We start from the raw sequence: 23,476 nt of genomic DNA, 5'->3' as shown, positions 1-23,476 counted from the left end.
GGTCAGGCACATGACCTTCCACCACGACTGCGGCTTGGCGTGGCTCTCGTCGGCCTCCGGCCCGACCGGCTGCACCCGGTGCTGCAGCAGCCAGCGGTTCAACCGGCCGGACGGTGGAGTGATGTGGTCGGGGCTTTCCACGGTCGCCGGAACGGCGTACTCGATCGCTTCGGCCGTTTTAGTGTCGTTCATATCCGCCTGATGCCCGAGTCGAACCGTAGGTGAGCCACGATAGGCCATTTGCCGAACGTGGGGGCGTCAAGATTTCGTCAAGACGGTCCGGTCCTTCGAATGATCAAAACTCGGCGCAGGCTGGTCGACTCTGTAGTAGGGCCGCGATACCGGCATCCTGCACATGGCCGACGGGACCGGGGTGCCGCTCGGGTCAGGAGCGCGGCCTACCGCGCGGCCTACACGGACGTACCCCAGCAATTGTCGAGCAGGTACGGTCTGCGCCCCGCCACACGGGACGAGGCTGGTGAGGTGTCTGCCCGGTTCAGCCGAGTGCCGCACCGACCTGGTCGGCCAGGGTGACGGCAACCAGGCGCTGCTCGCGTGACGGGTGCGCGTCCGGCTTGGCGCGCAGCACATAGCGGCCGTGTAGACGGCCGCCGTTCTCGACCCTCAGTTCGATGTCGGTGTCGGCCGGCAGGCCGTCACGGTCGGCGTCCCAGGATCTGCCGTGCCATACCACGCTGCCGTCGCGCAGCAGGCGTGGCGGGTCGCCGAGACCCGCGACGCCTGGCTCGAACCGGCAGCCGCTCAGGTCGAGGGTCCCGATCAGCTGTGCGCGCACGTCCCGTACGAGCGTGGTCGCCGACGCTCCCGTGGCACCCGCGGCGGCGGCAGCCTGGAGCCCTGCCAGGTAGCCGGCTTCCCGAGCGGCCCGCTCCTGCTGGCGGCGTCCCCACACGGCCAGTTCCGTCACCGCGCTTCCGACGACGAGCAGCAGAAGGAACGTTTCGACGTCCTGCCGGTCCGTGATGGCCAGCTGCTGGTAGGGCGCGGTGAAGAAGAAGTCGAACCACACACCCGCCGACATCGCTGCCACGATGCCGGCCAGCCGGTTGCCGGCGGCGGCGACCGCGACGATCACCACGACCAGCACCAGCGCGACGTGCGTGTTGACCAGGCCGCTGCGGAACGGCACGAGGAGCAGCGACACTGCCAGCGGGCCGGCCACGGCAGCTGTCAAAGCCAGACGATCTCGACGGGACCATCCGCTCACCCCTCTGACGATAATCCAGCGGCGGCCATGGGGCCCCTGCCACGGAACTTCCCGCAGCCGCCATCGGTGGACACGTCCAGGTCGGCAGCTCGCCAGTGGCGCACGGTTGAGGCAGTGCAGAACCGTGATCAGTCGGCGGCGGGCCGCTCCTGCGGGATCTTCGCCGCCTGTGCCGGCGGTGCGGTGGTGTGCTGTTCGAAGAAGCGCAGCAGCTCCACCGGGAACGGCATGACCAGCGTCGAGTTCTTCTCCGCGGCGACCTCGACCACGGTCTGCAGCAGCCGCAGCTGCAGGGCCCCGGGTGTCCCTGCCATGATCGTGGATGCGTCCGCCAGGCTCTGCGCCGCCCGGAACTCGCCGTCAGCGGTGATCACCCGGGCCCGGCGCTCGCGCTCAGCCTCGGCCTGCTTGGACATCGACCGTTTCATCGACTCCGGCAGCCGCACGTCTTTGATCTCGACCCGGTCGATGTGGATGCCCCAGGCGATCATCGGCTCGTCCAGCAGAGCCCGCAGCTCCCGGTGCAGCTCATCGCGGTTGGACAGCAGGTCGTCGAGCTCCGCCTTGCCGATGATCGACCGCAGGGACGTCTGTGCCAGCAGTTCGGTGGCGTACCGGTAGTTCTGCACCTCGATCGCGGCCTTGTATGGGTCGGCGACCCGGAAGTACACGACCGCGTCGACCTTGACCGACACGTTGTCGCGGGTGATGCCCTCCTGCGACGGGATGGGCAGTGTCACGATCTGGATGTTGACCTTCCGGAGGCGGTCGATGAGCGGGATCAGTAGCGTCAGGCCAGGCTGGCGGATACGGCCCAGGACCCGGCCGAACCGGAACACCACGCCCCGTTCGACCTGGTTGACGATCCTTACCCCGCCGAGGACCACCCACAATGCGACCAGCGCCGCCAGGCCGCACAGCACCGCTCCGACGAAGCCCGTGAATCCACCGGCCGTGGCGCCCATTCCCGCCTCCTGAAACGCATGTGTGGCATAGAGCATGCGCGCTCGCGCGGAGCAGCGGGTGTATGAATTTCGTCAAGTTGACATCTCCCCCAGCCGAAGCAGGGGGATTCGACCCTCGCGGGTTGAGGTTTCTGCTTCATAGCCCGTTGCCGACCTGGGTTTACCAGCAAGGAGCGGTGTACCGCCCATCGGTCTTACACAGGCTCCACAGACCTGACTTCCCGCCAGCCCGGCGGTAGGCCCGGCCGGCTTGGTTTTCGCCGGCCAGGCCGCAACAAATCAGCACACCCGTTCTCTCCCGTAACACCGGTGGACGCCGGATTCGCCCTGGTGGCGAACCGGCCTTTCCTGCCCTGCTCCGTAGGAGGTCCGTTTCCTCTCCGGTCTGAAGGCCGGAGTATCCACGGAGGTATCCGATGACACGAGAAGCCATTGGCCTTTACGGCTCACCGTGTTCGGAATCCGGCCTGCGATGGTGCAGACCTTCGGTGAGGGCACGTTCGGCGGCGGCAGCTTCTGCGGCGGTGAGGCCTGCCGACGCCGGCTCTGCAGGCAGGTTGAGGATCATGGTGAGGCCACCACCGGGTGTCGTCTCCGGAAGCAGGGTCCCGCCCATCGCTTCGGCCAGCCCGCGGGACAGTGCCAGGCCAAGACCGACGCCGGTGTCGTTGTCGCGGTCGCCGAGTCGCTGGAACGGCAGGAACACCTGGTCGCGTTGGTCGTCGGGGATGCCGGGGCCGTGGTCGATGACGCGCAGTTCGACCTGTTCGGCGTGTTCGCTGGCGGTGATCAGCGGCGGTCGGCCGGGTGGGCTGAACCTCAGGGCGTTGCTGACGATGTTGACCAGGACCCGCTGCAGCAGTCCGGGGTCGGCCCGAACGGCGGACAGGTCGTCGGGGATGCGCACCTGCACCGCCCGGCCTGGTTCGCCGAGTTCGTCGAGTGCGGTGGGCACGGCTTCGTCGAGCCACAGGGTGGTGGCGGCGACGCCGACCGCGCCGGCCTGCAGGCGGCTCATGTCCAGCAGGTTGCTGACCAGCCGGTTCAGCCGGTCCAGCGATTCCGAGGCGGTGGCGAGCAGCTCGGCCTTGTCGTGTTCGTCGAAGGTGATGTCGTCGCTGCGTAGGCTCGCGACGGCGGCGATGGCGGAGGCGAGCGGGGTGCGCAGGTCGTGGCTGACCGCGGCGAGCAGCGCGGTGCGCAGTTTGTCGGCTTCGGCGAGTGGTTTGGCCTTGGCGGCTTCCTCGGCGAGGCGTTCCTGTCGGAGCGCGAGCGCCGCCTGGGCGGCGAACGCCTCGACGACGCGCCGGTCCGTGGCGGGCAGTGCGGGCCCGCGCAGTACGAGGCTGACCTGCTCGTCGGCGCTGACGGTGGTGTCGCCCTGGCTCGGGGTGAAGCAGGGTTGGCCGCCGACGGTCGCGGCGACCCGCCAGGCGGCGGGGTCGGTCTGGCAGTCGGGGCCGGTCGGGATGTCAGGGCGGCGTTCGAGCACGGTGACCGCGTCGAGGTGGAACGTCTCGCGCAGGTTCTCCAGCAACGCCTGCAGGGGTCGGGTGCCGCGCAGGACGCTACCGGCGACGGTGGCCAGCGTCGCGGCGTCGGCGGATGCCTGGGCTGCTTCGCGGGTGCGCCGGGCGGCCAGATCGACGACGGCGCTGACCGCGGCGGCCACCAGGACGAAGACGCCCAGGGCGAGGATGTTCTCCCGCTGGGCGATGGTGAAGGTGCCCACGGGCGGGGTGAAGAAGAAGTTGAGCAGCAGCGACCCGGCCACCGCTGCCAGCAGGGCCGGCCACAGCCCGCCGACCAGCGCGACGGAGATGACCATCGCGAGGTAGAGCAGGATGTCGCTGGCCAGTGACAGGTCGCCGCGCAGCGCGTACAGCACCAGGGTCAGCAGCGGCAGCCCGACGACGGCCACGGCGAAACCCGCCAGCCGACGCATCGGGGACAGCGCGGACGTGCCCACCGCGAGGGAGCGGCGCCGGCCCCGCCCGACCCTCTCGTGGGAGACCAGGTGCACGTCGATCGCCCCGGACAGGGCGGTGGTGGTCACGCCGACGCCCGGGGAGAAAATCTGCGCGAGGCGGCCGCGGCGGCTGGCGCCCAGCACGAGCTGGGTGGCGTTGACACCGCGGGCGAAGTCGAGCAGCGCTCGCGGGATGTCGCCGCCGGCCACCTGGTGGTAGGTGCCGCCGAGGCTCTCGGCGAGCAGACGCTGCTTGGCCAGCAGGGCCGGGTCGGCCCCGGCGAGGCCGTCGGACCGGGTCACGTGCACGGCCAGCAAGTCGGCGCCTTTGCTGCGCCCGGCGATGCGGGCGGCACGGCGGATGAGGGTGTCGCCCTCCGGTCCGCCGGTGACGGCGACGACGACGCGTTCGCGGGTCTCCCACTGTCCGGCTATGTCGTGGTCGGCGCGGTAGCGGTCGAGCTGCTCGTCGACCTTGTCGGCCAGCCACAGCAGCGCTAGCTCGCGCAGGGCGGTGAGGTTGCCGACGCGGAAGTAGTTGCCCAGCGCGGCGTCGACCTTCTCGGCCTGGTAGACGTTGCCGTGCGCCATGCGCCGACGCAGGGCCTCCGGGGTCATGTCGATGAGCTCGACCTGGTCAGCCTGGCGTACGACCTGGTCCGGGACGGTCTCACGTTGGACTACGCCGGTGATCTGCTCGACGACGTCGTTGAGCGATTCCAGGTGCTGGATGTTGACCGTGGACAGCACGGTGATGCCCGCGTCGAGCAGCTCGGCGATGTCCTGCCAGCGTTTGGTGTTACGGCTGCCGGGCACGTTGGTGTGGGCGAGTTCGTCGACGACGGCGACCTGCGGGGCGCGGGCCAGCACCGCGTCGACGTCCATCTCGGTGAAGGCCGCGCCGCGGTAGTCCATGCTCTTGCGGGGCACGACCTCCAGTCCGTCGAGCATGTCGGCGGTGCTCTTACGGCCATGGGTCTCGACGAGCCCGACCACGACGTCGGTGCCGCGCCCGCGCCGGCGCTGGGCCTCCTCCAGCATGGCGTAGGTCTTGCCGACGCCGGGCGCGGCGCCGAGGTAGATACGCAGCTGTCCACGTGCCATAACCGGATCATCCCCCACGACGTGCGGCGTGGTGGCGGTGACCGGCGTCCCGGCGCCCGGCGGCACGGGCGCCATGCCGTGATCGGTGGAGTGCGCGTGAGCTCGTCGCCGGGAATGCGGCTAGGGACCGACATGCACCTTCGGGCGGCGGGCGCTGTCGGCCTCGGCCCGTCGCAGGATCTCCCGGGTCGCCGGGGCGACCTGGCCGACGCCCAGGAGCAGGAAACGCAGCAGGTGCCGGGCGTGGCCGCGCGTCGGCCAGCTGAAGTCGACGCTGGGCACGTGCCCGGTCACGTCGCGGATGCCGAGCAGCACCGCTGCCACGGCCCGGCCTGCGGACGAACCCGTCACCGTCAGGATCCGGTAGCCGCTGTAGTGCTCGCCGTGCACGTGGTACACGCCGCGGTGGGCCCGCGCCACAGTGACCTCGAGGAAGATCGCCTCGGCGTAGTGGGCCTGCGGGGCCTCCGCGTGGCCACCCGGGGACAGGTCACGCCCGGTCGGCTTGATCGCGATGAGGCGCACCGGCCTGTGGGCGGTGGCCCTGGCGATGATGGTGACCGCCGCTTCGTCGAACCTGATGCCTTCACCGGGCGGCTTGAACGTGCGAGCGCGGGTGGCGAGCACGGTCGCCGATAGGGCGACCAGCAATATCGTCACGGCGACCACGCTCATCAGCCCTGCCCATCACCTGCGGTTTCCACGTGTGCCTGCCTACCGTCGCGGGTTCGGCCGACCACCGCTACCCGTCTTGACGGTTTCCCGACGGCTGTCGGCGGTTTCTTGACGGCGGCTTGATGTGCAGCGCAGGCGGACACCACGGCGGTCGCGGCGTGGAGGGACGAGGTGCGCGCCGCGGTCGGAGGCACGCACCCAGGCCTGGAGTCCTTCACGGCCCGGCGGCGGTCACAGCCAGCCCCGCCGCTTGAACGTCCAGTACAGCCCCAGCGACGACATCACCATCAGGACCAGTGCCGCCGGGTACGCGCCGCGCCAGTGCAACTCCGGCATGTACTCGAAGTTCATGCCGTAGACGGCGGCGACGAGCGTCGGGGCGAACAGGATGGCCGCCCACCCGGAGATCTTCTTGATCTCCTCGTTCTGGGCGTAGCTGGCTTCGGTGAGCCGCTGGACCTCCTCGTTCTGTGCCTGGCCGACCAGCGCGGCTCGGACGGTGACGATGGTCTGGTAGAACTCGATCACTCCTTGGAGGTACTCGCGTTCGCTGTCGGCGACGCTGCGGACACGATCGAACTGCTCGGCGAGGTCGGCGGCGAGCCGCTGACCTTCGGGCGGCATGTTGGTCAGCAGTGTCGTCATCCGGCCGTAGATCGCGCCGCTGAGCGCGCTCATGGTCCGTACGGCGAGCAGTCCGTGGCGGGCCTGGAACAGCTCGGTCAGGAACTGTTCGGGGTCGCCGACGTCGCCGCCGGTGACCCGCTGTTCCAGGCGCCACACGTCGCTGGTCGCGGTCTCGACGTAGGCCTCCTGGTTGCGGGCCAGGGCGGAGACGATCGCGTAGGACAGTTCGAAGGGTGTGGCCGGACGCAGCCGCCCGGCGTGCATGCGCTCAAGCACGGCGTTGGTCTCGCGCAGCGCGGCTGCGGGGTCGACGGCCGGGTTGATCGGGCCGTGGACGGTCACCAGGTAGTTGCGGCCGATGATCTGGTTGAGTTCGATGTAGTGCACGTGGCCGCGTTGGCCCTTTTCGGGGGCGTGCAGCACGACGAGGACGTGGTTGGGGTAGGCGTGGACCTTGGGTACGCGGTTGCGTTCGACGCAGTCACGCAGTGCGAGCGGGTGCAGGCCGAAGACCTCGGAGAGCACTTGCGCGGCCTGCGCGTCGCAGCTGGGGATGTCGACCCAGACCAGCACGTCGTCGCGGGCGAGCAGTGTGGGTAGTTCCTCGACCGTGCGCTGCTCGATTCCGGCGGTGGTGATCAGACGGACGTCCATGGCGCGTACTCCTTACCGTTGCCTTGCCTCGCCTGCCGGCGATTCACCACCTGGCGTGCAGAGCCGGCCGCAGGCTGGGCGCGGCTGAACTCAGCGCTCGCCAGGTGGTGCCAAGGGCGTGACCGATCATTGGGCGGGGATGTCCGGTGATCGTACGAAGCGGTAGCCCATGCCGGGCTCGGTCAGCAGCTGCCGCGGGTGCGCTGCGTCGTCTTCGAGCTTGCGGCGCAGCTGGGCCATGTACTGGCGCAGGTAGTTGGTCTCGGTGGCGTACTGCGGGCCCCAGATCTCGCGCAGGAGCTGGCGGTGGGTGACCAGCTTGCCGGGGTTGCGCACCAGCGCGCCGAGCAGCTGCCATTCCGTCGGCGTCAGGCGCACGTCGCCGCCGCCGGAGACGTCGCTGACCTGGTGGTTGGCGATGTCGACGCGGTACCGGCCGATCTGCACGACGCTGCGTGCGTCGGGCGTGGCGGCGTGGCGGCGGGTGACCGCCCGGATGCGGGCCAGCAGTTCGTCGACGCCGAACGGTTTGGTGACGTAGTCGTCGGCGCCGGCGTCGAGGGCCTGCACCTTGTCCTCGCTGCCGGTGCGCCCGGACAGCACGACGATCGGGACCGCCGACCAGCCCCGCAGGCCACGGATGACGTCGATGCCGTCCATGTCGGGCAGGCCGAGGTCGAGGACGAGCACGTCGGGGTGGTAGGCGCTGGCCACCCGCAGCGCGGAGGCGCCGTCGCCGGCGACTTCGATCTCGTAGCCGCGGGCGCGCAGGTTGATGCGCAGCGCGCGCAGGATCTGCGGCTCGTCGTCGACGATCAGGACTTTCGTCATGGTGCCGTCCTTCCGGCAGGCATGGCCTCGGGCGCGTTTTCTGGGGTTTGTGCCACGGGCAGCGACAGGACCATGGTCAGGCCGCCGCCGGGGGTCGACTCGGGAGTGAGGGTGCCGTCCATGGCTTCGCTCAGTCCTCGTGCCAGAGCGAGTCCGAGGCCGACGCCGGTGTCGTTGCTGCGGTCGCCGGCGCGCTGGAATGGCAGGAACACCCGTTCCCAGTCGGCTTCGGGTATGCCGGGGCCGTGGTCGACGATGCGTAGCTCGACGCGTCCGGCGTGTTCGCTGGCCTTGACCAGGGGCGGCCGGTCGGCGGGGCTGTAGCGCAGCGCGTTGCCGATGACGTTGACCAGGACCCGCTCCAGCAGCCCCGGGTCGGCGTGGACGGCGGGCAGGTCGGCGGGGATCCGCATGCGCACCCCTCGGCCCGGGGTGCCGAGTTCGTCCAGGGCGTGCGGCACGACCTCCTCGAAGCCCATGGCGCGCCGGGACACGCCGAGGACCCCGGCCTGCAGGCGGCTCATGTCGAGCAGGTTCTCGACCAGCCGGTTGAGTCGGTTGAGTGACTCGGCGGCGGTGGTCAGCAGTTCGGCGCGGTCGTCGTCGTCGAAGTCGACTTCGCTGCTGGCCAGGCTGTCCACCGCGGCTTTCGCCGACGCGAGGGGGGTGCGCAGGTCGTGGCTGACGGCGGCGAGCAGGGCGGTGCGCATGCGGTCGGCTTCGGCCAGCGGCTGGGCGGTGGCGGCCTGTTCGGCGAGGCGTTCGTGGCGCAGCGCGAGCGCGGCCTGGGACGCGAACGCCTCGAGGATGCGCCGGTCGGCTGCGGCGAGGGGCTGTCCGCGTAGGACGAGGGTGAGGTTCTCGCTGACGGGCACGTCGGTGTCGGCTTCGCCGGGGGCGAAGCAGGGCTGGCCGCCGACGGTGGCCACGACCCGCCACATCGACACCTCGTGACGGCGGTCGGGACTGTGGGGGGCGTCGTCGCGCGCCTCCAGCAGCGTGACCGATTCCAGGCCAAACGTCTCCTTCAGGCGTTGCAGCAGCGCGGTCAGCGGACGGTCGCCGCGCAGGACGCTGCCGGCGACGGTGGCCAGGGTCTGCGCCTCGGCGCCGGCTTGGGCTGCTTCGCGGGTGCGTCGGGCGGCGGAGTCGACGGTGGCGCTGACGGCGATGGCGACGACGACGAACACGACCAGGGCGAGCAGGTTCTCGCGTTCGGCGATCGTCCATTGCCGTATCGGGGGGACGAAGAAGTAGTTGAGCAGCGCGGAGCCGCCGATGGCGGCGAGGATGGCGGGCCACATGCCGCCGACCAGTGCCACGGCCACCACCGCGGCGAGGAACAGCAGGATGTCGGTGCCGAGGTTGAGGTCGCCGAGCTGGTACAGCATCAGGGCCAGCAGCGGGAGCCCGAGCACGGCAAGTGCGTATCCGGCCAGCAGGCGGCGGGTGGACAGCGCGCTGGCGGCCGACGGCTGGGTCAGCCGGCCGCGGCGCGCCTCCGCGTGGGTGACCAGGTGCACGTCGATGGCGCCGGACTCGGCGGTCGTGGTGACTCCGACGCCGCGGGAGAAGACCTGCGCGAACTTGCCGCGGCGGCTGGCGCCGAGGACGAGCTGCGTGGCGTTGACGCCGCGGGCGAAGTCGAGCAGGGCGGTGGGCACGTCGGTGCCGACGACCTGGTGGTAGGTGCCGCCCATGCTCTCCACGAGGATGCGCTGCTTTGCCAGCAGCGCGGGGTCCGCTCCGGCGAGGCCGTCGTTGCGGGACACGTGCACGGCCAGCAGGTCGGCGCCGCGGGCGCGGTCGGCGATGCGGGCGGCGCGGCGGATCAGGGTGTCACCCTCGGGCCCGCCGGTGAGCGCGACCACGACCCGTTCGCGGGCCTCCCAGGTGGCGTCAATCTTGTGCTGGTTGCGGTAGCGGTCGAGCTGCTCGTCGACCTTGTCGGCCAGCCACAGCAGGGCCAGTTCGCGCAGCGCGGTGAGGTTGCCGACGCGGAAGTAGTTGCCCAGCGCGGCGTCGATCTTCTCGGGCCGGTAGACGTTGCCGTGGGCCATGCGCCGGCGCAGCGCCTCGGGGGTCATGTCGATGAGCTCGACCTGCTCGGCGCGGCGGACGACCTCGTCGGGCACGGTCTCGCGCTGCGGCACCCCGGTGATGGTCTGCACGACGTCGTTGAGCGACTCCAGGTGCTGGATGTTGAGGGTGGACAGCACGTGGATGCCGGCGTCGAGCAGTTCGTTGATGTCCTGCCAGCGCTTGGCGTTGCGGCAGCCGGGCACGTTGGTGTGGGCGAGCTCGTCGACGAGCACGACCTCGGGGCGGCGGGCGAGGATCGCGTCGACGTCCATCTCGGTGAACGTGGCGCCCCGGTATTCGATGGTGCGCCGGTCGACCAGCTCCAGATCGCCGATCATCTGCAGGGTGTGCTGGCGGCCGTGGGTCTCCACGAACCCGACGACCACGTCGGTGCCGCGGTCGCGGCGGCGCTGGGCCTCCTCGAGCATGGCGTACGTCTTGCCGACGCCGGGCGCGGCGCCGAGGTAGATCCGCAACTGGCCTCGCGACATGTCGCTGGTCCTGTCCCTCGCTTGCCGGGAAGGGGCTCCCGCGCATCGTGGGAGCCCCTCGGTGCACTACATGCGGTCCAGGGCCAGGTTCAGCTCGAGGACGTTGACTGCGGGCTCACCCATGAAGCCCAGGGCGCGGGCGTCGGTGTGCTCGTCGATCAGGGCGTTGACCTTGTCGATGCTCACGCCGCGCTCGGCGGCGACGCGCTTGGCCTGCAGCTTGGCGTACTCGACGCTGATGTGCGGGTCGAGGCTGCTGCCGCTGGCGGTGACCGCGTCGGCCGGGATGGCCGACTTCTCCGGGGCGTCGCCCCGGACCGGGACCAGCACGCCCTTGCTGTAGTCCTCACCGAACTTGCCGCACTCCACGCTCACGCCCTCGTAGGTGGCGATGAACGGCGTCGCGGGGCAGGCCTGGTTGACGCTGACGGCGCGGGTGACCTTGCCGGACAGGCCGCCGGTGTAGAAGACGCGCAGGACCGCGCCGACGCCGTCGGACGTGCAGTAGGGCCGGGCGCCGCTGACGCCTTCCAGCTCGCCCACGGCTTTGCTACGGGCGCAGACCTGGGTGAGCAGGGCCTGCTTGCTGCCGTCGCCCTCTTCGGAGTTCGGGTCCAGGGCCGGGTCGCCCAGGGTGTCCTCCATGCTCTCCGGGCCGAGGTTGCTGGCCGCGGTGGCGTCGGGGTCGTACCCCGAAGCCGACGGGCGGCTCTGGAAGTACTTCTTGACCGCGTTGCCGTCGGCGTCGGTGAACGACTGGCCGATGATCGAACTGCCCACCGGCTGCCCGTTCACCTCGACCAGCGAGCCGTTGGCGTTGTCGCGCAGGCCCGGAAGCTGGGCGACGCCGGTGATCACCAGCGGGTAGGCGAGGCCCACCAGGACGGTGAAGAACAGCAGCGCACGCAGCGCGGCCAGGTGCTGTGAGATCCAGCTGGGAATGCGCATCACGAGATCCCTGGGATGAGCGAGATGATTATGTCGATGATCTTGATTCCAATGAAGGGCGCGATGATGCCGCCGAGGCCGTAGATCCACAGGTTGCGGGTCAGCAGCTTGCTCGCGCTGGACGGCGTGTAGCGCACGCCGCGCAGTGCGAGGGGGATCAGCGCGATGATCACAAGGGCGTTGAAGATGACCGCCGACAGGATCGCCGACTCGGGGCTGGCCAGCCGCATGATGTTGAGCTTGTCCAGGCTCGGGTACACCACGGCGAACATCGCCGGGATGATCGCGAAGTACTTGGCGATGTCGTTGGCGATGGAGAACGTCGTCAGCGCGCCGCGGGTGATCAGCAACTGCTTGCCGATCTCGACGATCTCGATCAGCTTGGTCGGGTCGCTGTCGAGGTCGACCATGTTGCCGGCCTCTTTCGCGGCCGACGTGCCGGTGTTCATCGCCACGCCGACGTCGGCTTGAGCGAGGGCCGGGGCGTCGTTGGTGCCGTCGCCGGTCATCGCGACCAGCCGACCGCCCTCCTGCTCCTTCTTGATGAGGGCGAGCTTGTCTTCGGGTGTCGCCTCAGCCAGGAAGTCGTCCACCCCGGCCTCGTCGGCGATCGCCTTGGCGGTCAGCGGGTTGTCACCGGTGATCATGACGGTGCGGATGCCCATTCGGCGCATCTCGTCGAAGCGCTCCCGCATGCCCGACTTGACGACGTCCTTGAGGTGGATCACACCGAGCGCGCGGGCCGGCTGCCCGGCAACGAACTCGGCGACCAACAGCGGGGTGCCACCGGTGCCCGAGATGCCGTCCACCAGCGAGCCGACCTGGTCGGTCGGGTGCCCGCCGTTGTCGCGTACCCACTTCATCACGGCCGAGGCCGCACCCTTGCGGATCTGGCGCACCGTGCCGTTCTCCGTGATGTCCACGCCGGACATGCGGGTCTGCGCGGTGAACGGGATGAAGGTGGCGTGCGGCATGACGCCTTCCTCGCGGGCGCGCAGGCCGTACTGCTCCTTGGCCAGCACCACGATCGAGCGGCCCTCCGGCGTCTCGTCGGCCAGGCTGGACAGCTGGGCGGCGTCGGCCACCTGCTCCTTCGTCACGCCGGAGACCTCGAGGAACTCCCATGCCTGGCGGTTGCCCAGGGTGATCGTGCCGGTCTTGTCCAGCAGCAGGGTGTTGACATCGCCCGCCGCCTCCACGGCGCGGCCGCTCATGGCCAGTACATTGCGCTGCACCAGGCGGTCCATGCCGGCGATGCCGATCGCGGACAGCAGCGCCCCGATGGTCGTCGGGATGAGGCAGACCAGCAGCGAGACGAGCACGATGCCGCTGATGCCCTCCGGGCCGAACGACGCGGTGTCCAGTGCGGCGCCCTGCCAGTTCTTGGCGTAGATCGCCATCGGCTGCAGGGTGACCACGGCCAGCAAGAAGATGATCGTGAGTGCCGCGAGGAGGATGTTGAGCGCGATCTCGTTCGGGGTCTTCTGCCGGTTGGCGCCTTCGACGAGTGCGATCATCCGGTCGATGAAGCTCTCGCCGGGCTTCTGGGTGATCTTCACGACGATCCGGTCGGACAGCACCTTGGTGCCGCCGGTGACCGCACTGCGGTCGCCGCCGGACTCCCGGATGACCGGGGCCGACTCGCCCGTGATCGCCGACTCGTCGACGCTGGCGATGCCCTCGATCACGTCGCCGTCACCCGGGATGATCTGCCCGGCCTCGACCACGACGACGTCGCCCAGCGCGAGCGCGGCAGCCGCTACGGACTCCTCGCGGTACTGCGTGGCCTTGGCGCCCTCCGACCAGCCGACCAGCCGGCGGGCCATGGTGTCCTTCTTGGCGTTGCGCAACGTCGCCGCCTGCGCCTTACCGCGGCCCTCGGCGACGGCTTCGGCGAGGTTCGCGAAGATCACGGTGAGCCACAGCCAGATCGTGATCGCCCAGGAGAACCAGGACGGCTGCGTGATCGCCAGGAAGGTGGTGAACACCGCGCCGACCTCGACGATCAGCATGACGGGGTTGCGCCACAGCGTCGCCGGGTTCAGCTTTCGTACGGCGTCGGGCAGCGACTTCCACAGCTGCTTGGGATCGAGCAGCCCACCGCCGACCCGGCTCGGTTCCACCCGAGCCTTCGGGGTTGCCACTGATGTGACAGTCATTTCTAGTCCTTGTCTGTTTCTGCGGCCGGGTTCACAGGCCCTCGGCCAGCGGGCCGAGGGCGAGCGCGGGCAGGAAGGTCAGGGCGATCAGGATCACCACGACGCCGACGACCATGCCGATGAACAGCGGCTTGTGCGTGGGCAGCGTGCCCTCCGAGGCCGGGGTCGCCTTCTGCCGGGCCAGCGAACCCGCCAGGCCGAGCACGAAGATGATCGGCAGGAATCGGCCGAGCAGCATGGCCAGCCCCAGCGCGGTGTCCCACCACGGCGTGTTGACTGTGATGCCGGCGAAGGCCGAGCCGTTGTTGTTGGCCGCCGACGTGAACGCGTAGACCACCTCGGAGAAGCCGTGCGGGCCCACGTTGGCCTGGGTCTGCCAGTTGCCCGTCGCCATCGCGGCGGCGACACCGATCAGCACCAGGGCCGGAGTGACCAGGAAGTACATCGACGCGAACTTGATCTCACGGGCGCCGATCTTCTTGCCGACGTACTCGGGGGTGCGGCCGACCATGAGCCCTGCCACGAACACCGTGATCACGGCCAGGATCAGCATGCCGTACAGGCCCGCGCCGACACCGCCGGGCGCGACCTCGCCGAGCATCATGTTGATCATCGGCATCATGCCGCCGAGCGCGGTGTAGGAGTCGTGGAACGAGTTCACCGCGCCGGTGGAGGTCAGTGTCGTGGCGGCAGCGAAGGTCGCCGAGTCGGACAGCCCGAAGCGGACGTCCTTGCCCTCCATGGCCGCGCCCACGGCCTGCGGGACCGTGCCCGCGCCGCCCAGTTCGAAGACGTTGGTCAGCGCGATGCTGCCGACGGCGAGGATCGCCATCACGGCGAGGATCGCGTAGCCCTGCCGGTTGTCGCCGACCGTCCGGCCGAAGACCCGCGGCAGCGAGAACGGGATCACCAGCAGCAGGAAGATCTCCAGCCAGTTCGTCCACGTCGTCGGGTTCTCGAACGGGTGCGCTGAGTTGACGTTGTAGAAGCCGCCGCCGTTGGTGCCGAGTTCCTTGATCGCCTCCTGGCTGGCCACCGGACCGCCGGTGATGTGCTGCTGCGCACCGGTCAGCGTGGACAGTGTGGTGCCGTCGGACAGGCTCTGCACCGCGCCGCCGATGATCAGCAGCAGCGCCGCGACGGCGGCGATCGGGAGCAGGATGCGCAGCGTGATCCGGGTCAGGTCGACCCAGAAGTTGCCCAGCTGCTCGGACTTGCGCCGGGCGAAGCCGCGCACTAGGGCCACCGCCACCGCGATGCCCACCGCAGCGGAGACGAAGTTCTGCACCGCGAGCCCGGCCATCTGCACGAGGTGCGTCATGGTGGACTCGCCCGAGTAGGCCTGCCAGTTCGTGTTGGTCACGAAACTGACTGCCGTGTTCCAGGCCAGGTGCGGGAAGACCCGCTCGTCGATCGAGGTCGCGAAGTCCGGCACCTTGAAGATGAGGTCCTGCAGCCGCAGGAAGGCGTACAGGAACAGGATCGAGATCAGCGAGAACGCGAGCAGACTGCGGGCGTAGACGCCCCAGGACTGTTCGGCGTTCGGGTCGACGCCGAGCACCTTGTAGATGCCGCGCTCGACGCGGCCGTGGCGCTCCGCGGCGACCACACGGAACATGTAGTCACCGAGGTAGCGGTACGCGACCGCCAGCGCCACGATGAGCGAGAGGATGAAGACCACTCCCGCGGCTGTCGTACTCATCTGAGGACAACTCTCCGAATCGTCAGAACTTCTCGGGGAACAGCAGGGCGAAGACCAGGAAGACCGCCAGTGCGCAGGCGATCACCAGGCCGACCAGGTTGGCAGTCACAGTCGCTCCGCTCCTCGTACGACGAGGGCGAGCACTGCGAACAGACCCACCGTGAGCAGCACGTAAACCAGGTCCACCGTGCGCCTCCTTCATGAGTGCGTTGTTTGTGGCAGTTTGCCCGTATTGTTGCGGTTCTTGGGCTGGCCCGGACCGGAACGGGGCTAATCCAATCCCCGCGCGCCCCAGGGCGTAAGGGCCCTTGACGGCATCGCTACGCCGGTCGCGGCTTTCTTGACGCCTCCTTGACGGCCCCGTGAGCCGCGCCTCCGGCACCCGCCTCAGCTGCCGACGCCGGCGTGCGAGGACGGCTCGCCGAGCGCCGCGAGCGCCTGCTCGGGATGGTCGACGCTGACGGTCAGGACCCGGCCGGTGTCGAGCAGCAGCGCCAGCGCCGGCCCGGAACGCACCACGTGGTGGGCGCGCCTCTGCGGCATCAGCCACCAGAACAGGTCCCGCCAACTCGACTCGACCTGCACGATCCGTGCGGCGTGGATGGAGTCCGTCGCCACCTTCGCCGACAACATCGGGAGGCCGAACGCGATCTCCAACATGATCAACGAACGGCGCCGGCCCCGGGCGCCGCCCCGCCGGCTCCGGCCGGGATGCCCGGCTGTATGCGCCTGCTGGGGCGCGGGTGAGGGCGCGCCGGACATGGCTCAGGCGTCCTGTCGTCGTCCGGAGATCGGCGCAGCCACGGCAGGACCGGCGTCCGGCGTTGTTTTCGGCTGTGCGACAGAGCGTATCCACCGCTGCCCCAGTCCCAGCCCGACTGCCACACCGAACACGCTCAGGTTCCAGGAGGTGGTGACGCCGTCCCAGGACAGCTCACCGAAGCGGTTCACCAGGAAGCCGTCGAACAGCAGGAACCCGAGCAGGCCGGTGAGCAGGCTCGCCCGGGTGTCGGCGACGACGGCGGCGAACACGCCCGTCACGGCGGCCGCCAGCACCAGCCGCGCGGGTGCCTCGGTGACGTAGGCGCCGACCAGGATCGTCGACACGCCCACCACGACGGCGCCCAGCGCGAGGTGGATCCCGAACGGTGACACTTCGGGTTCGCCGGCTGCCCGCTCCACCTGATGACGCATGACGCCCTCCTTGCGAGAGGATGAAAAGAGTGAAGGACGGCCGGAAGCCGGCCCTGTCCCGCAATCGAAGCCCGCGTGTGAGCGCGCGGGTAGCTTCTTGACGCGATCACTACGCCTGGCCTGGGATTCTTGACGCCGCGGATACACCAGCCGGCCCTCCGCTCTCACCGCGGCACGGCCACCCGCAGCCGGGCCAGCGCGTACTCCTGCGTCGCGTCGGCTGCCGGGACGGCCAGGTCCACCCAGCGCACCAGCGGCGCCAACGTGAACCCCTGCACCACCAGCGACACCGCGATCACGGCAGTGGGCAGCACGACGACCAGATCACGATGAGGCAGCGCCCGGCCTGCGGCGTCCACGAGGGGGATCGACAGCGCCGCGCCCAGCGGCACCACCCCGCGTGCGCCCGCCCAGGAGATCACCGCGGGCACCTGCCACACCGGTCGCTGCGCGCCGACGTGCCGCCAGTGCCCGAACGCCGACAGCGGCAGCGCCCACGCCACCCGCACGCCCATCAGCACCGCGGCGATCACCAGCGCCGGCATGAGCCAGCGCTGATCGGTGTCGGCCAGGCCTGCGATCAGGTCCGGCAGCGCAAGCCCGACGAGCGCGAACACCACGCTCTCCAGCACGAACACGACCGTCGCGTGCACCGCGGCCAGCTGCAGCCGGGTCTGGGCGCTGCTCAACCGCGGCGCGAGCACCCCCAGGATCACCCCGGCCACCACGACGGCGCTGTATGCGGCGGCCGGTCGTCGTGGCGGTGACCGGCGTGCACAGCACGCACAGCAGGCGTCGCCTGCCGCCGGCTCAGGGCACTCGCGCGGTTCACGTCTCCACCAAAGCGGGTTCGCCCCGAGCCGGTCCAGCGCCTTGACGAAACCTCTACGCCTCAACGGCTCCGCCGGCGACAGACGCCATGTCGTCGGGCTCCTGGGCACCGCCCAACCGTCCGCTCGATGGCGCCTGCGGCGGGACCGCCTAAGCCGACTCCCGCCGACCCACGACGGCGACCAGCGCCGTCAGGAACACCGCGGCTGCGAAGGCTTTGGCGAGAAAGCGCCATGGCTCCCCCACTCCGAGCCACCCCAAACCCCGATTGACCGCGAAGCTGAGTACCAAGGCGGCGGTGAAGGAGGACAACAACACCGTTACACTGCGGTTCGGACGAACCACGATCATCATCGCCCTCCGCCAGTCGGGTAGGAGCCACGCGGGAACGAGGCTGCCGGACCGCAGTCAATGCATCGTCAAGACTGCCGCCGCCACCGTCAAGATCATGTCAGGCAGCCGCCACGCCTGACTCCGGCAGGCACCATCAGACGATGACCAAGCTCGTCACCGACGGCGGCCGCGGCCGCCGACAGTACCACCGCGACCCTGATCGGCCCATGCCGGCAACGGCGGCGGCGCAGCGGCCCACCCGCGACGCCGATGTCGCCGATCCCCTGTCTGCCGGGCCGGCCCACGCCTACCAGGCGCTGGTGTTCGTGCGCCTGCCCGGCGGCACTGCGGGCGAACAGTTCACGACGGTGCTGCGCACGCATCCGGCGGTGCTGTCGGCCTGGTGGGTCGCGGCAGACGCCGACGTGCGACTGTCGTGCCCCACGTTGAAGTCGCTTGACGACACGGTGTCGGCGCTGCGCGCCACTGGTGCAGCCGTGCTGACGACCACCCATCTGCTGCTACGGCCCATCACAATGAGCGAGTAGCCGGTACCGCGCCGACCGGGCCGCTCGGTCGGTAACGACGCCTCCAACGCTGGCGGTGTCCTGCTGATGGGACCAGCCCAGTCAGTCCAGGGTGGTCAGGCGGGCGCTGATGCGCCACAACCGCAGCGCCACCCGGTGGTCGTAGACCAGCGGGTGCGCTCGTGCAGGAGCACGCTGGTCGTAATAGCCGCCGTGGTCCACCGGTGTACTGGTGTCGCACAGATTCAGCACGTTCTCGGCGCCGTCGGCCACCGGCACGCCGATCGGGGCGTACAGCCGCATGAGTCCGCCCCTGACGACTCCGGGATGCACACTGACCGCCGACAGCCGGCCCTGGGCCTGCTCGGCCAGCGTCCGGGTGAACACCGTCAGAGCCAGCTTCGACTGCGCGTAGGCGGCTGTCGCGTTGTAGCGTGCCGCGCTGGTGAAGTCGCCCCAGCGGAGCCTGCCGGAGCGGTGCAGGTTCGACGACACGTTCACCACCCGGCTGTGCCCGGACCTGGTCAGCGATTCCCAGAGCAGCCGGGTGAGAAGGTACGGCGCGAGGTAGTTGATCTGGAACGTCAGCTCGTGACCATCGGGCGTGGTGGTCCGGGTGGCCGCGCCGGCCGTGGCGGCGTTGTTGACGAGCAGGTCCAGGCGCGGATGCGCCGACGCCACCTCGGTGGCCATCGCGACGACCTGCCCGAAACTGGCGAAGTCGGCGACGAACAGCCTCAGCCGGCCGGGGTCGGCGCCCTGCGCCACGAGACGGCTGACGGCGTGCTCACCACAGGCCGTGCTCGGCGCGTGCACGAGCACCGTCGTGCGGCCGTCGGCCAGCCGCCGGGCCACCTCGAAGCCGATGCCCTCGCCGACTCCGGTGACCAGAGCGGTACGGGGCGTGGACAACCTGATGTGGGACATGGTCGATCCAGAGATCCTTGGCATGGTGAAGGGAATGGCTGGTGCGGGTCACCGCGTTCACCGCCGCGCTCTGGTCGGGTCGCGTACGACGCGGTTCGGGCCGGTCGGCCGGACGGGCATCTGACTCTCCTCGTCGCGATCGACGACACCGACCGCGACGGTCAGTCAAACCGGAGGGCCTACGGCACGACCAGGATCTTGACGGCTTCCGTACGCCTGGGCGGCGGTTCTTGACGCTTTCACGGCGGATGCGGCGCCGTCACGCTCCTAGGCTCCAGGAGGCGGCCCGCAACAGTGTGGGTGCCGCAGCCGGCCGTCTCGGCCGCACCCGTAGTGGCCACGAACAGGAGCAGGCATGAACTCACCGGAGGCAGCCGCCACGTCTCACGCGCCGACGGCTGACCCGCGCCGTGTCGGCGTGAGCGTCGCGTCGATCGGTGGCCTGACGGCTGCGGGCCTCGGCGGCCTGCTCTGGATCACCGATCCGGCCGCGCCGCCGCGCAACACGCTGGCGTTCGGCGGTGTCGCGCTGGTCGGCCTGGCCGCGGCCGGCTACGCGCGCTGGGCGTCAGCCCGCCGGGCACCCTCGTCGGCGCGCGAGCGGCTGATCACCGCCTGGCTGGCCGTGGCCGCGACGAACCTGTTCGCCCTCACCGCGCTCGTGACGACCCTGGGGCGGGAACGGGCCGAACCCGCGATCTACGCGGTGGCGGCCGCGCTGCTCTCCCTGGCGTACCTCAACCTCGCTCGTGCCCGCCGCCGCGCGCTGCGCACGACCAAGGTGTACCGCGCCGGATGACGACACGGGCGGCGGCACCGGCTCGGTCGGTGCCGCCGCACCTCGCACAGGAGGCGCCACCGGCGAGGGTCCGGTCAGGTGGCCGCCACGCCGAGCCCTCGCAGGTAAGTCACGGCCTGCTCGGGGCTGTCCACGCTGACCGACACGACCCGGCCGGACTCTAGCTCGAGCTGCAGGCCCGGACCACCGCGCGCGATCAGTGCACCTCCCCGGCCCGGGATCAGCCACCAGGCAGGATCGCCCTGCCACGGTGCGGGCAACTGCACCACCCGCACGGCCCGGATGACGTCCACGGGCAGGGTGGTCGACGCGGCGGGCAGCAACACGCTGCGGATCCGCACGACGTGCGGGTCGACCCTGACGTCGACCCGCCAGACCTGCACCGCCCGCCACAGCAGCAGCGTGGCCTGGTAGAGCAGCAGCACCGACGCGGTGATCGCGTACGCCGTAACCAGTTCCCGCCCCGCCGCACCGGCGACCGCGATCAGCGTCACCCCCACCGCAGCTGACACTGCGGCCGCACCGCCCAGCAGCACGGCGATTTGCCTGCCCTGCGCCGCGCCCCGCCACGCTCCCCGTCCGACGCCATCCGTTCCGGCTTGCTGCATCCCCACCTCGTCTCCGGCATCGACCATGCAGATGTCGAATGCCACTGGTCCCGGCGCGTGCCCATGCCCGTCGAACACGCCGGACCTGGCCCGCCCGCGGCTGGCGGCGCGGACGATGTTCCAGTGCGACCGGCCAGGTCTTGTCTGTCAGTCAACCCGATCGCGGCAGATATCGGTGTGCGTCTTGACACGATCCATGCGCCCGGCGTCGAAGTCTTAACGCCGCGGCAACAGGCGTGTCGACCGCTGCGCCGCGACACCCCTGCCGTCGGACGGCGACGGCGCAGGGACGTCGCCGTGACACGCCCGCCGCTCAGGCGTCAACGCGGCGCATGGATTCGGCCCGCTGGCGTAGGGATCTCATCAAGACACGTGCGCCGCGGACGTCGGCACTGCTGTGCTGGACGGCGTGCTCGTTGACCTGCGTCCCTCACGCCCGACACACGCCTACCCCGCCGCGTCTTCACTGCGCGGCTCCGGCCCGGTCGTCCTGGCCGTCGCCTTCGCCGTCCTACTGGTACTGGTCGGCGCCGGCTCGTCCCTGGTGACGCTGCCGGACTGGGGGTGGCTGCTGGTCAGCGCCGCCGTCACCACGACGGCCAGCTCGCAGACGTCGACGGGCAGCGCACTGCTGACCGCGCTGCTGGCCTGGCTCATGCTCAACGGCTTCGTCGCCAACGGCTTCGGCGAGCTGCGCTGGCAGGGTCGCGAGGATCTGCTGCGGGTGCTGGTGCTGGCGGCCGCGGCGATGGTGCCGCAGGCGGGCCGGGTCGTGCGCGTCGCGCGGTGAGGGCGGCCTGTTCACGCGCCGCGGCGCGCCGAGCCCGGGCCGCTGATGCTGGCCTCGTTGTCCCTGCCTTCGCTGGACGCCAGCTGCCAGGGCACGCTGATGACCATGACACCGGGCTGGAACAGCAGCCGGCCCTTGAGCCGCAGCGCGCTCTGGTTGTGCAGTGCGTGCTCCCACCAGCGGCCCACGACGTACTCGGGGATGAACACCGCGACCACGTCGCGCGGCCCGGCCCGGCGGATGTCGTTGATGTACTGCAATACCGCGCCAGTCACCTCCCGAAACGGTGAGGCGATGACGGTCAGCGGCACCGGGATGTCCTGCTGGGCCCAGGCGGCCTGCAGTTCGCGGGTGTCGGCGTCGTCGACGTTGGCGGTCAGCGCGGTCAGCGTGTCCGGGCGGGTCGCCCGGGCGTAGGCCAGCGCTCGCAGCGTCGGTTTGTGCAGCGTCGACACCAGCACCACGGCGTGGACCCGGGAGGGCAGCACCGTGCCGTCGGGTTCGGGGACCAGTTCGGCGCGGACCCGGTCGTAGTGGGCGCGGATGGCCCGCATGAGCAGGTACAGCAACGGGATCGCGATGACGACCAGGTAGGCGCCGTGGGTGAACTTCGTCGCCAGGACGATCACCAGCACCAGCGCGGTGAGCGCCCCGCCCACGGCGTTGATGACCTTCGACCGGTGGATGCGGCGGCGCTCGACCGGATCGCGCTGGACGGCCAGTTCCCGGTTCCAGTGCCGCACCATCCCGAACTGCGACAGCGTGAACGAGGTGAACACTCCGAGGATGTAGAGCTGGATCAGGCGGGTCACCGACGCGTCGAACGCGATCAGCAGCGCGCCGGCGACGACGGCGAGCAGGATGATGCCGTTGGAGAATGCGAGCCGGTCGCCGCGGGTGTGCAGCTGGCGGGGCAGGAATCGGTCCTGGGCCAGGATCGAGCCGAGCAGCGGGAAGCCGTTGAACGCGGTGTTGGCGGCGAGGATGAGGATCAGGGCGGTGGCGGCCTGGATGTAGAAGAACATGACGGTGTCGTCGCCGCCGAAGACCGCCGCGGCCAGCTGCGCGATGACGGTGCGCTGCGGCTCGGTGGCGCAGTCGCCGGCGAAGCCGACCAGGTCGCAGGTGTGCTCGGCGACCCGGACGTCGGCGATGATCGCCAGCGCGGTGACGCCGGCGAACATGGTGATCGCGACGGCGCCCATGGCGAGCATGGTGCGGGCGGCGTTCTCGCTCTTGGGTGGTTTGAACGCCGGGACCCCGTTGGAGATCGCTTCCACGCCGGTCAGGGCTGTGCACCCGGAGGAGAACGCGCGCAGCGCCAGCAGTGCCAGGGCCAGGCCGGTCAGGCCCATCTGTTCGGGTTTCACCTGGTAGCCGGCGGATTCGGCGACCGGGGCGTGCCCGGTCAGCGCCTGCACCAGCCCAACGGTGATCATGATGAGGACGCCGAGGATGAACAGGTAGGTGGGCACGGCGAAGGTCATTCCCGATTCGCGTACCCCGCGCAGGTTCATCGCCGTCAGCAGCACGACGAACGCCAGCGCGAGCAGCACGCGCCACTCGTTGAACGCGGGCAGCGCCGAGATGATGTTGTCGACGCCCGCGGCGACCGACACGGCGACGGTCATGATGTAGTCGACGAGTAGTGCCGCCGCGACGACCAGGCCGGCGGGCCGGCCGAGGTTCTTGGACGCGACCTCGTAGGAGCCGCCGCCGGACGGGTAGGCGCGCACCACCTGCCGGTAGGAGGCCACCACCACGGCCAGCAGCACCATGACGCCCAGCGCGATCCACGGCGTCAGGTACAGGTAGCTCAGCCCGCCGAGGGTGAGCACCAGCAGGATCTCCTGCGTGGCGTATGCGACTGACGACAGCGGGTCGCTGGCGAAGATCGGCAGCGCGAGGCGCTTGGACAGCAGTGTCTCGCCTAGCCGCTCGCTGCGGAAAGGACGGCCGATCAGCAGCCGCTTAACCAACTCACCCGGGGATCGCACGCGGACAGAGTACGGATCCCGGCATCGGACATAGA

At 70.1% G+C, this 23,476-nt stretch carries 22 protein-coding genes; 4 read left to right on the top strand and 18 right to left on the bottom strand.

Annotated elements, in window-relative coordinates:
* The 15 genes from AB0B66_RS33820 to AB0B66_RS33750 form a co-directional block, all read right to left on the bottom strand.
* Positions 1-192, bottom strand: a 192-nt coding sequence (locus AB0B66_RS33820) for a hypothetical protein (protein ID WP_360537683.1), incomplete at its 3' end; no start/stop codon positions are given.
* Positions 193-496: 304 nt separating this feature from the next.
* A complete protein-coding gene (locus AB0B66_RS33815) occupies positions 497-1,195 on the bottom strand; it encodes a DUF4118 domain-containing protein (protein ID WP_360537681.1) in 699 nt (232 codons plus the stop codon).
* A gap of 161 nt (positions 1,196-1,356) precedes the next feature.
* The gene (locus tag AB0B66_RS33810; RefSeq protein ID WP_360537679.1) at positions 1,357-2,193 is read right to left on the bottom strand and encodes a slipin family protein; all 837 of its coding nucleotides are present in this window, start codon (positions 2,191-2,193) and stop codon (positions 1,357-1,359) included.
* A 439-nt stretch (positions 2,194-2,632) separates the two neighbouring features.
* On the bottom strand, positions 2,633-5,266 hold the full coding sequence (locus AB0B66_RS33805) for a sensor histidine kinase KdpD (protein WP_360537677.1): 2,634 nt from the start codon (positions 5,264-5,266) through the stop codon (positions 2,633-2,635).
* A 120-nt stretch (positions 5,267-5,386) separates the two neighbouring features.
* A complete protein-coding gene (locus AB0B66_RS33800) occupies positions 5,387-5,941 on the bottom strand; it encodes a hypothetical protein (protein ID WP_360537675.1) in 555 nt (184 codons plus the stop codon).
* Between the two features lie 231 nt (positions 5,942-6,172).
* Positions 6,173-7,222 (bottom strand): magnesium transporter CorA family protein, encoded by a 1,050-nt coding sequence (locus tag AB0B66_RS33795; protein ID WP_360537673.1) that lies wholly within the window; start codon positions 7,220-7,222, stop codon positions 6,173-6,175.
* 126 nt (positions 7,223-7,348) lie between these two features.
* Positions 7,349-8,053 carry a response regulator gene (locus tag AB0B66_RS33790; RefSeq protein WP_360537671.1) on the bottom strand — a complete coding sequence of 235 codons (705 nt, stop codon included), beginning with the start codon at positions 8,051-8,053 and terminating at the stop codon, positions 7,349-7,351.
* Positions 8,050-10,626, bottom strand: a complete 2,577-nt coding sequence (locus tag AB0B66_RS33785) for a DUF4118 domain-containing protein (RefSeq protein ID WP_360537669.1) — start codon at positions 10,624-10,626, stop codon at positions 8,050-8,052. The genes AB0B66_RS33790 and AB0B66_RS33785 overlap by 4 nt, the downstream gene beginning before the upstream one ends.
* A 66-nt stretch (positions 10,627-10,692) precedes the next feature.
* Complete coding sequence (locus tag AB0B66_RS33780) at positions 10,693-11,574, bottom strand: potassium-transporting ATPase subunit C (protein ID WP_360537667.1); 882 nt, start codon at positions 11,572-11,574, stop codon at positions 10,693-10,695.
* The gene (gene kdpB, locus AB0B66_RS33775; RefSeq protein WP_360537665.1) at positions 11,574-13,733 is read right to left on the bottom strand and encodes a potassium-transporting ATPase subunit KdpB; all 2,160 of its coding nucleotides are present in this window, start codon (positions 13,731-13,733) and stop codon (positions 11,574-11,576) included. Before kdpB ends, AB0B66_RS33780 begins: the two co-directional genes overlap by 1 nt.
* A gap of 31 nt (positions 13,734-13,764) precedes the next feature.
* Positions 13,765-15,435: a potassium-transporting ATPase subunit KdpA gene (kdpA, locus tag AB0B66_RS33770; RefSeq protein ID WP_360537663.1), complete on the bottom strand. Its 1,671-nt coding sequence runs from the start codon at positions 15,433-15,435 to the stop codon at positions 13,765-13,767.
* A gap of 22 nt (positions 15,436-15,457) precedes the next feature.
* Positions 15,458-15,637, bottom strand: a complete 180-nt coding sequence (gene kdpF / locus AB0B66_RS33765; protein ID WP_360537661.1) for a K(+)-transporting ATPase subunit F — start codon at positions 15,635-15,637, stop codon at positions 15,458-15,460.
* A gap of 185 nt (positions 15,638-15,822) precedes the next feature.
* Entirely contained in the window at positions 15,823-16,095 is a 273-nt protein-coding gene (locus AB0B66_RS33760) for a hypothetical protein (RefSeq protein ID WP_360537659.1), read from the bottom strand.
* A gap of 105 nt (positions 16,096-16,200) precedes the next feature.
* The gene (locus AB0B66_RS33755) at positions 16,201-16,629 is read right to left on the bottom strand and encodes a hypothetical protein (protein WP_360537657.1); all 429 of its coding nucleotides are present in this window, start codon (positions 16,627-16,629) and stop codon (positions 16,201-16,203) included.
* A 164-nt stretch (positions 16,630-16,793) separates the two neighbouring features.
* The gene (locus tag AB0B66_RS33750) at positions 16,794-17,357 is read right to left on the bottom strand and encodes a cation:proton antiporter (RefSeq protein WP_360537655.1); all 564 of its coding nucleotides are present in this window, start codon (positions 17,355-17,357) and stop codon (positions 16,794-16,796) included.
* A gap of 401 nt (positions 17,358-17,758) precedes the next feature.
* On the opposite strand from AB0B66_RS33750, the gene AB0B66_RS33745 reads away from it, so the two are divergent.
* Both AB0B66_RS33745 and AB0B66_RS33740 read left to right on the top strand, forming a co-directional pair.
* Entirely contained in the window at positions 17,759-17,932 is a 174-nt protein-coding gene (locus AB0B66_RS33745) for a hypothetical protein (RefSeq protein WP_360537653.1), read from the top strand.
* Between the two features lie 22 nt (positions 17,933-17,954).
* On the top strand, positions 17,955-18,341 hold the full coding sequence (locus AB0B66_RS33740; protein WP_360537651.1) for a hypothetical protein: 387 nt from the start codon (positions 17,955-17,957) through the stop codon (positions 18,339-18,341).
* 81 nt (positions 18,342-18,422) lie between these two features.
* Here the strand turns inward: AB0B66_RS33740 and AB0B66_RS33735 are convergent, their stop codons facing one another.
* A complete protein-coding gene (locus AB0B66_RS33735; protein ID WP_360537649.1) occupies positions 18,423-19,247 on the bottom strand; it encodes an SDR family NAD(P)-dependent oxidoreductase in 825 nt (274 codons plus the stop codon).
* A 355-nt stretch (positions 19,248-19,602) separates the two neighbouring features.
* Here AB0B66_RS33735 and AB0B66_RS33730 point away from each other — a divergent pair, with 355 nt between their 5' ends.
* Positions 19,603-20,046 (top strand): hypothetical protein, encoded by a 444-nt coding sequence (locus tag AB0B66_RS33730; RefSeq protein ID WP_360537647.1) that lies wholly within the window; start codon positions 19,603-19,605, stop codon positions 20,044-20,046.
* 74 nt (positions 20,047-20,120) lie between these two features.
* On the opposite strand, the gene AB0B66_RS33725 is transcribed toward AB0B66_RS33730, so the two are convergent.
* On the bottom strand, positions 20,121-20,558 hold the full coding sequence (locus AB0B66_RS33725; protein WP_360537645.1) for a hypothetical protein: 438 nt from the start codon (positions 20,556-20,558) through the stop codon (positions 20,121-20,123).
* Between the two features lie 505 nt (positions 20,559-21,063).
* On the opposite strand from AB0B66_RS33725, the gene AB0B66_RS33720 reads away from it, so the two are divergent.
* A complete protein-coding gene (locus tag AB0B66_RS33720) occupies positions 21,064-21,444 on the top strand; it encodes a hypothetical protein (protein ID WP_360537643.1) in 381 nt (126 codons plus the stop codon).
* Positions 21,445-21,455: 11 nt separating this feature from the next.
* Here the strand turns inward: AB0B66_RS33720 and AB0B66_RS33715 are convergent, their stop codons facing one another.
* A complete protein-coding gene (locus tag AB0B66_RS33715; RefSeq protein WP_360537641.1) occupies positions 21,456-23,441 on the bottom strand; it encodes an APC family permease in 1,986 nt (661 codons plus the stop codon).
* Between the last annotated feature and the right edge of the window lie 35 nt (positions 23,442-23,476).

Origin of the sequence: Catellatospora sp. NPDC049111 (genome assembly GCF_040648615.1) — a bacterium.
Lineage (GTDB): Bacteria > Actinomycetota > Actinomycetes > Mycobacteriales > Micromonosporaceae > Catellatospora > Catellatospora aurea.
Note: the sequence above shows the minus strand (reverse complement) of the source record. Positions and strands in the feature narration are given on the sequence as shown.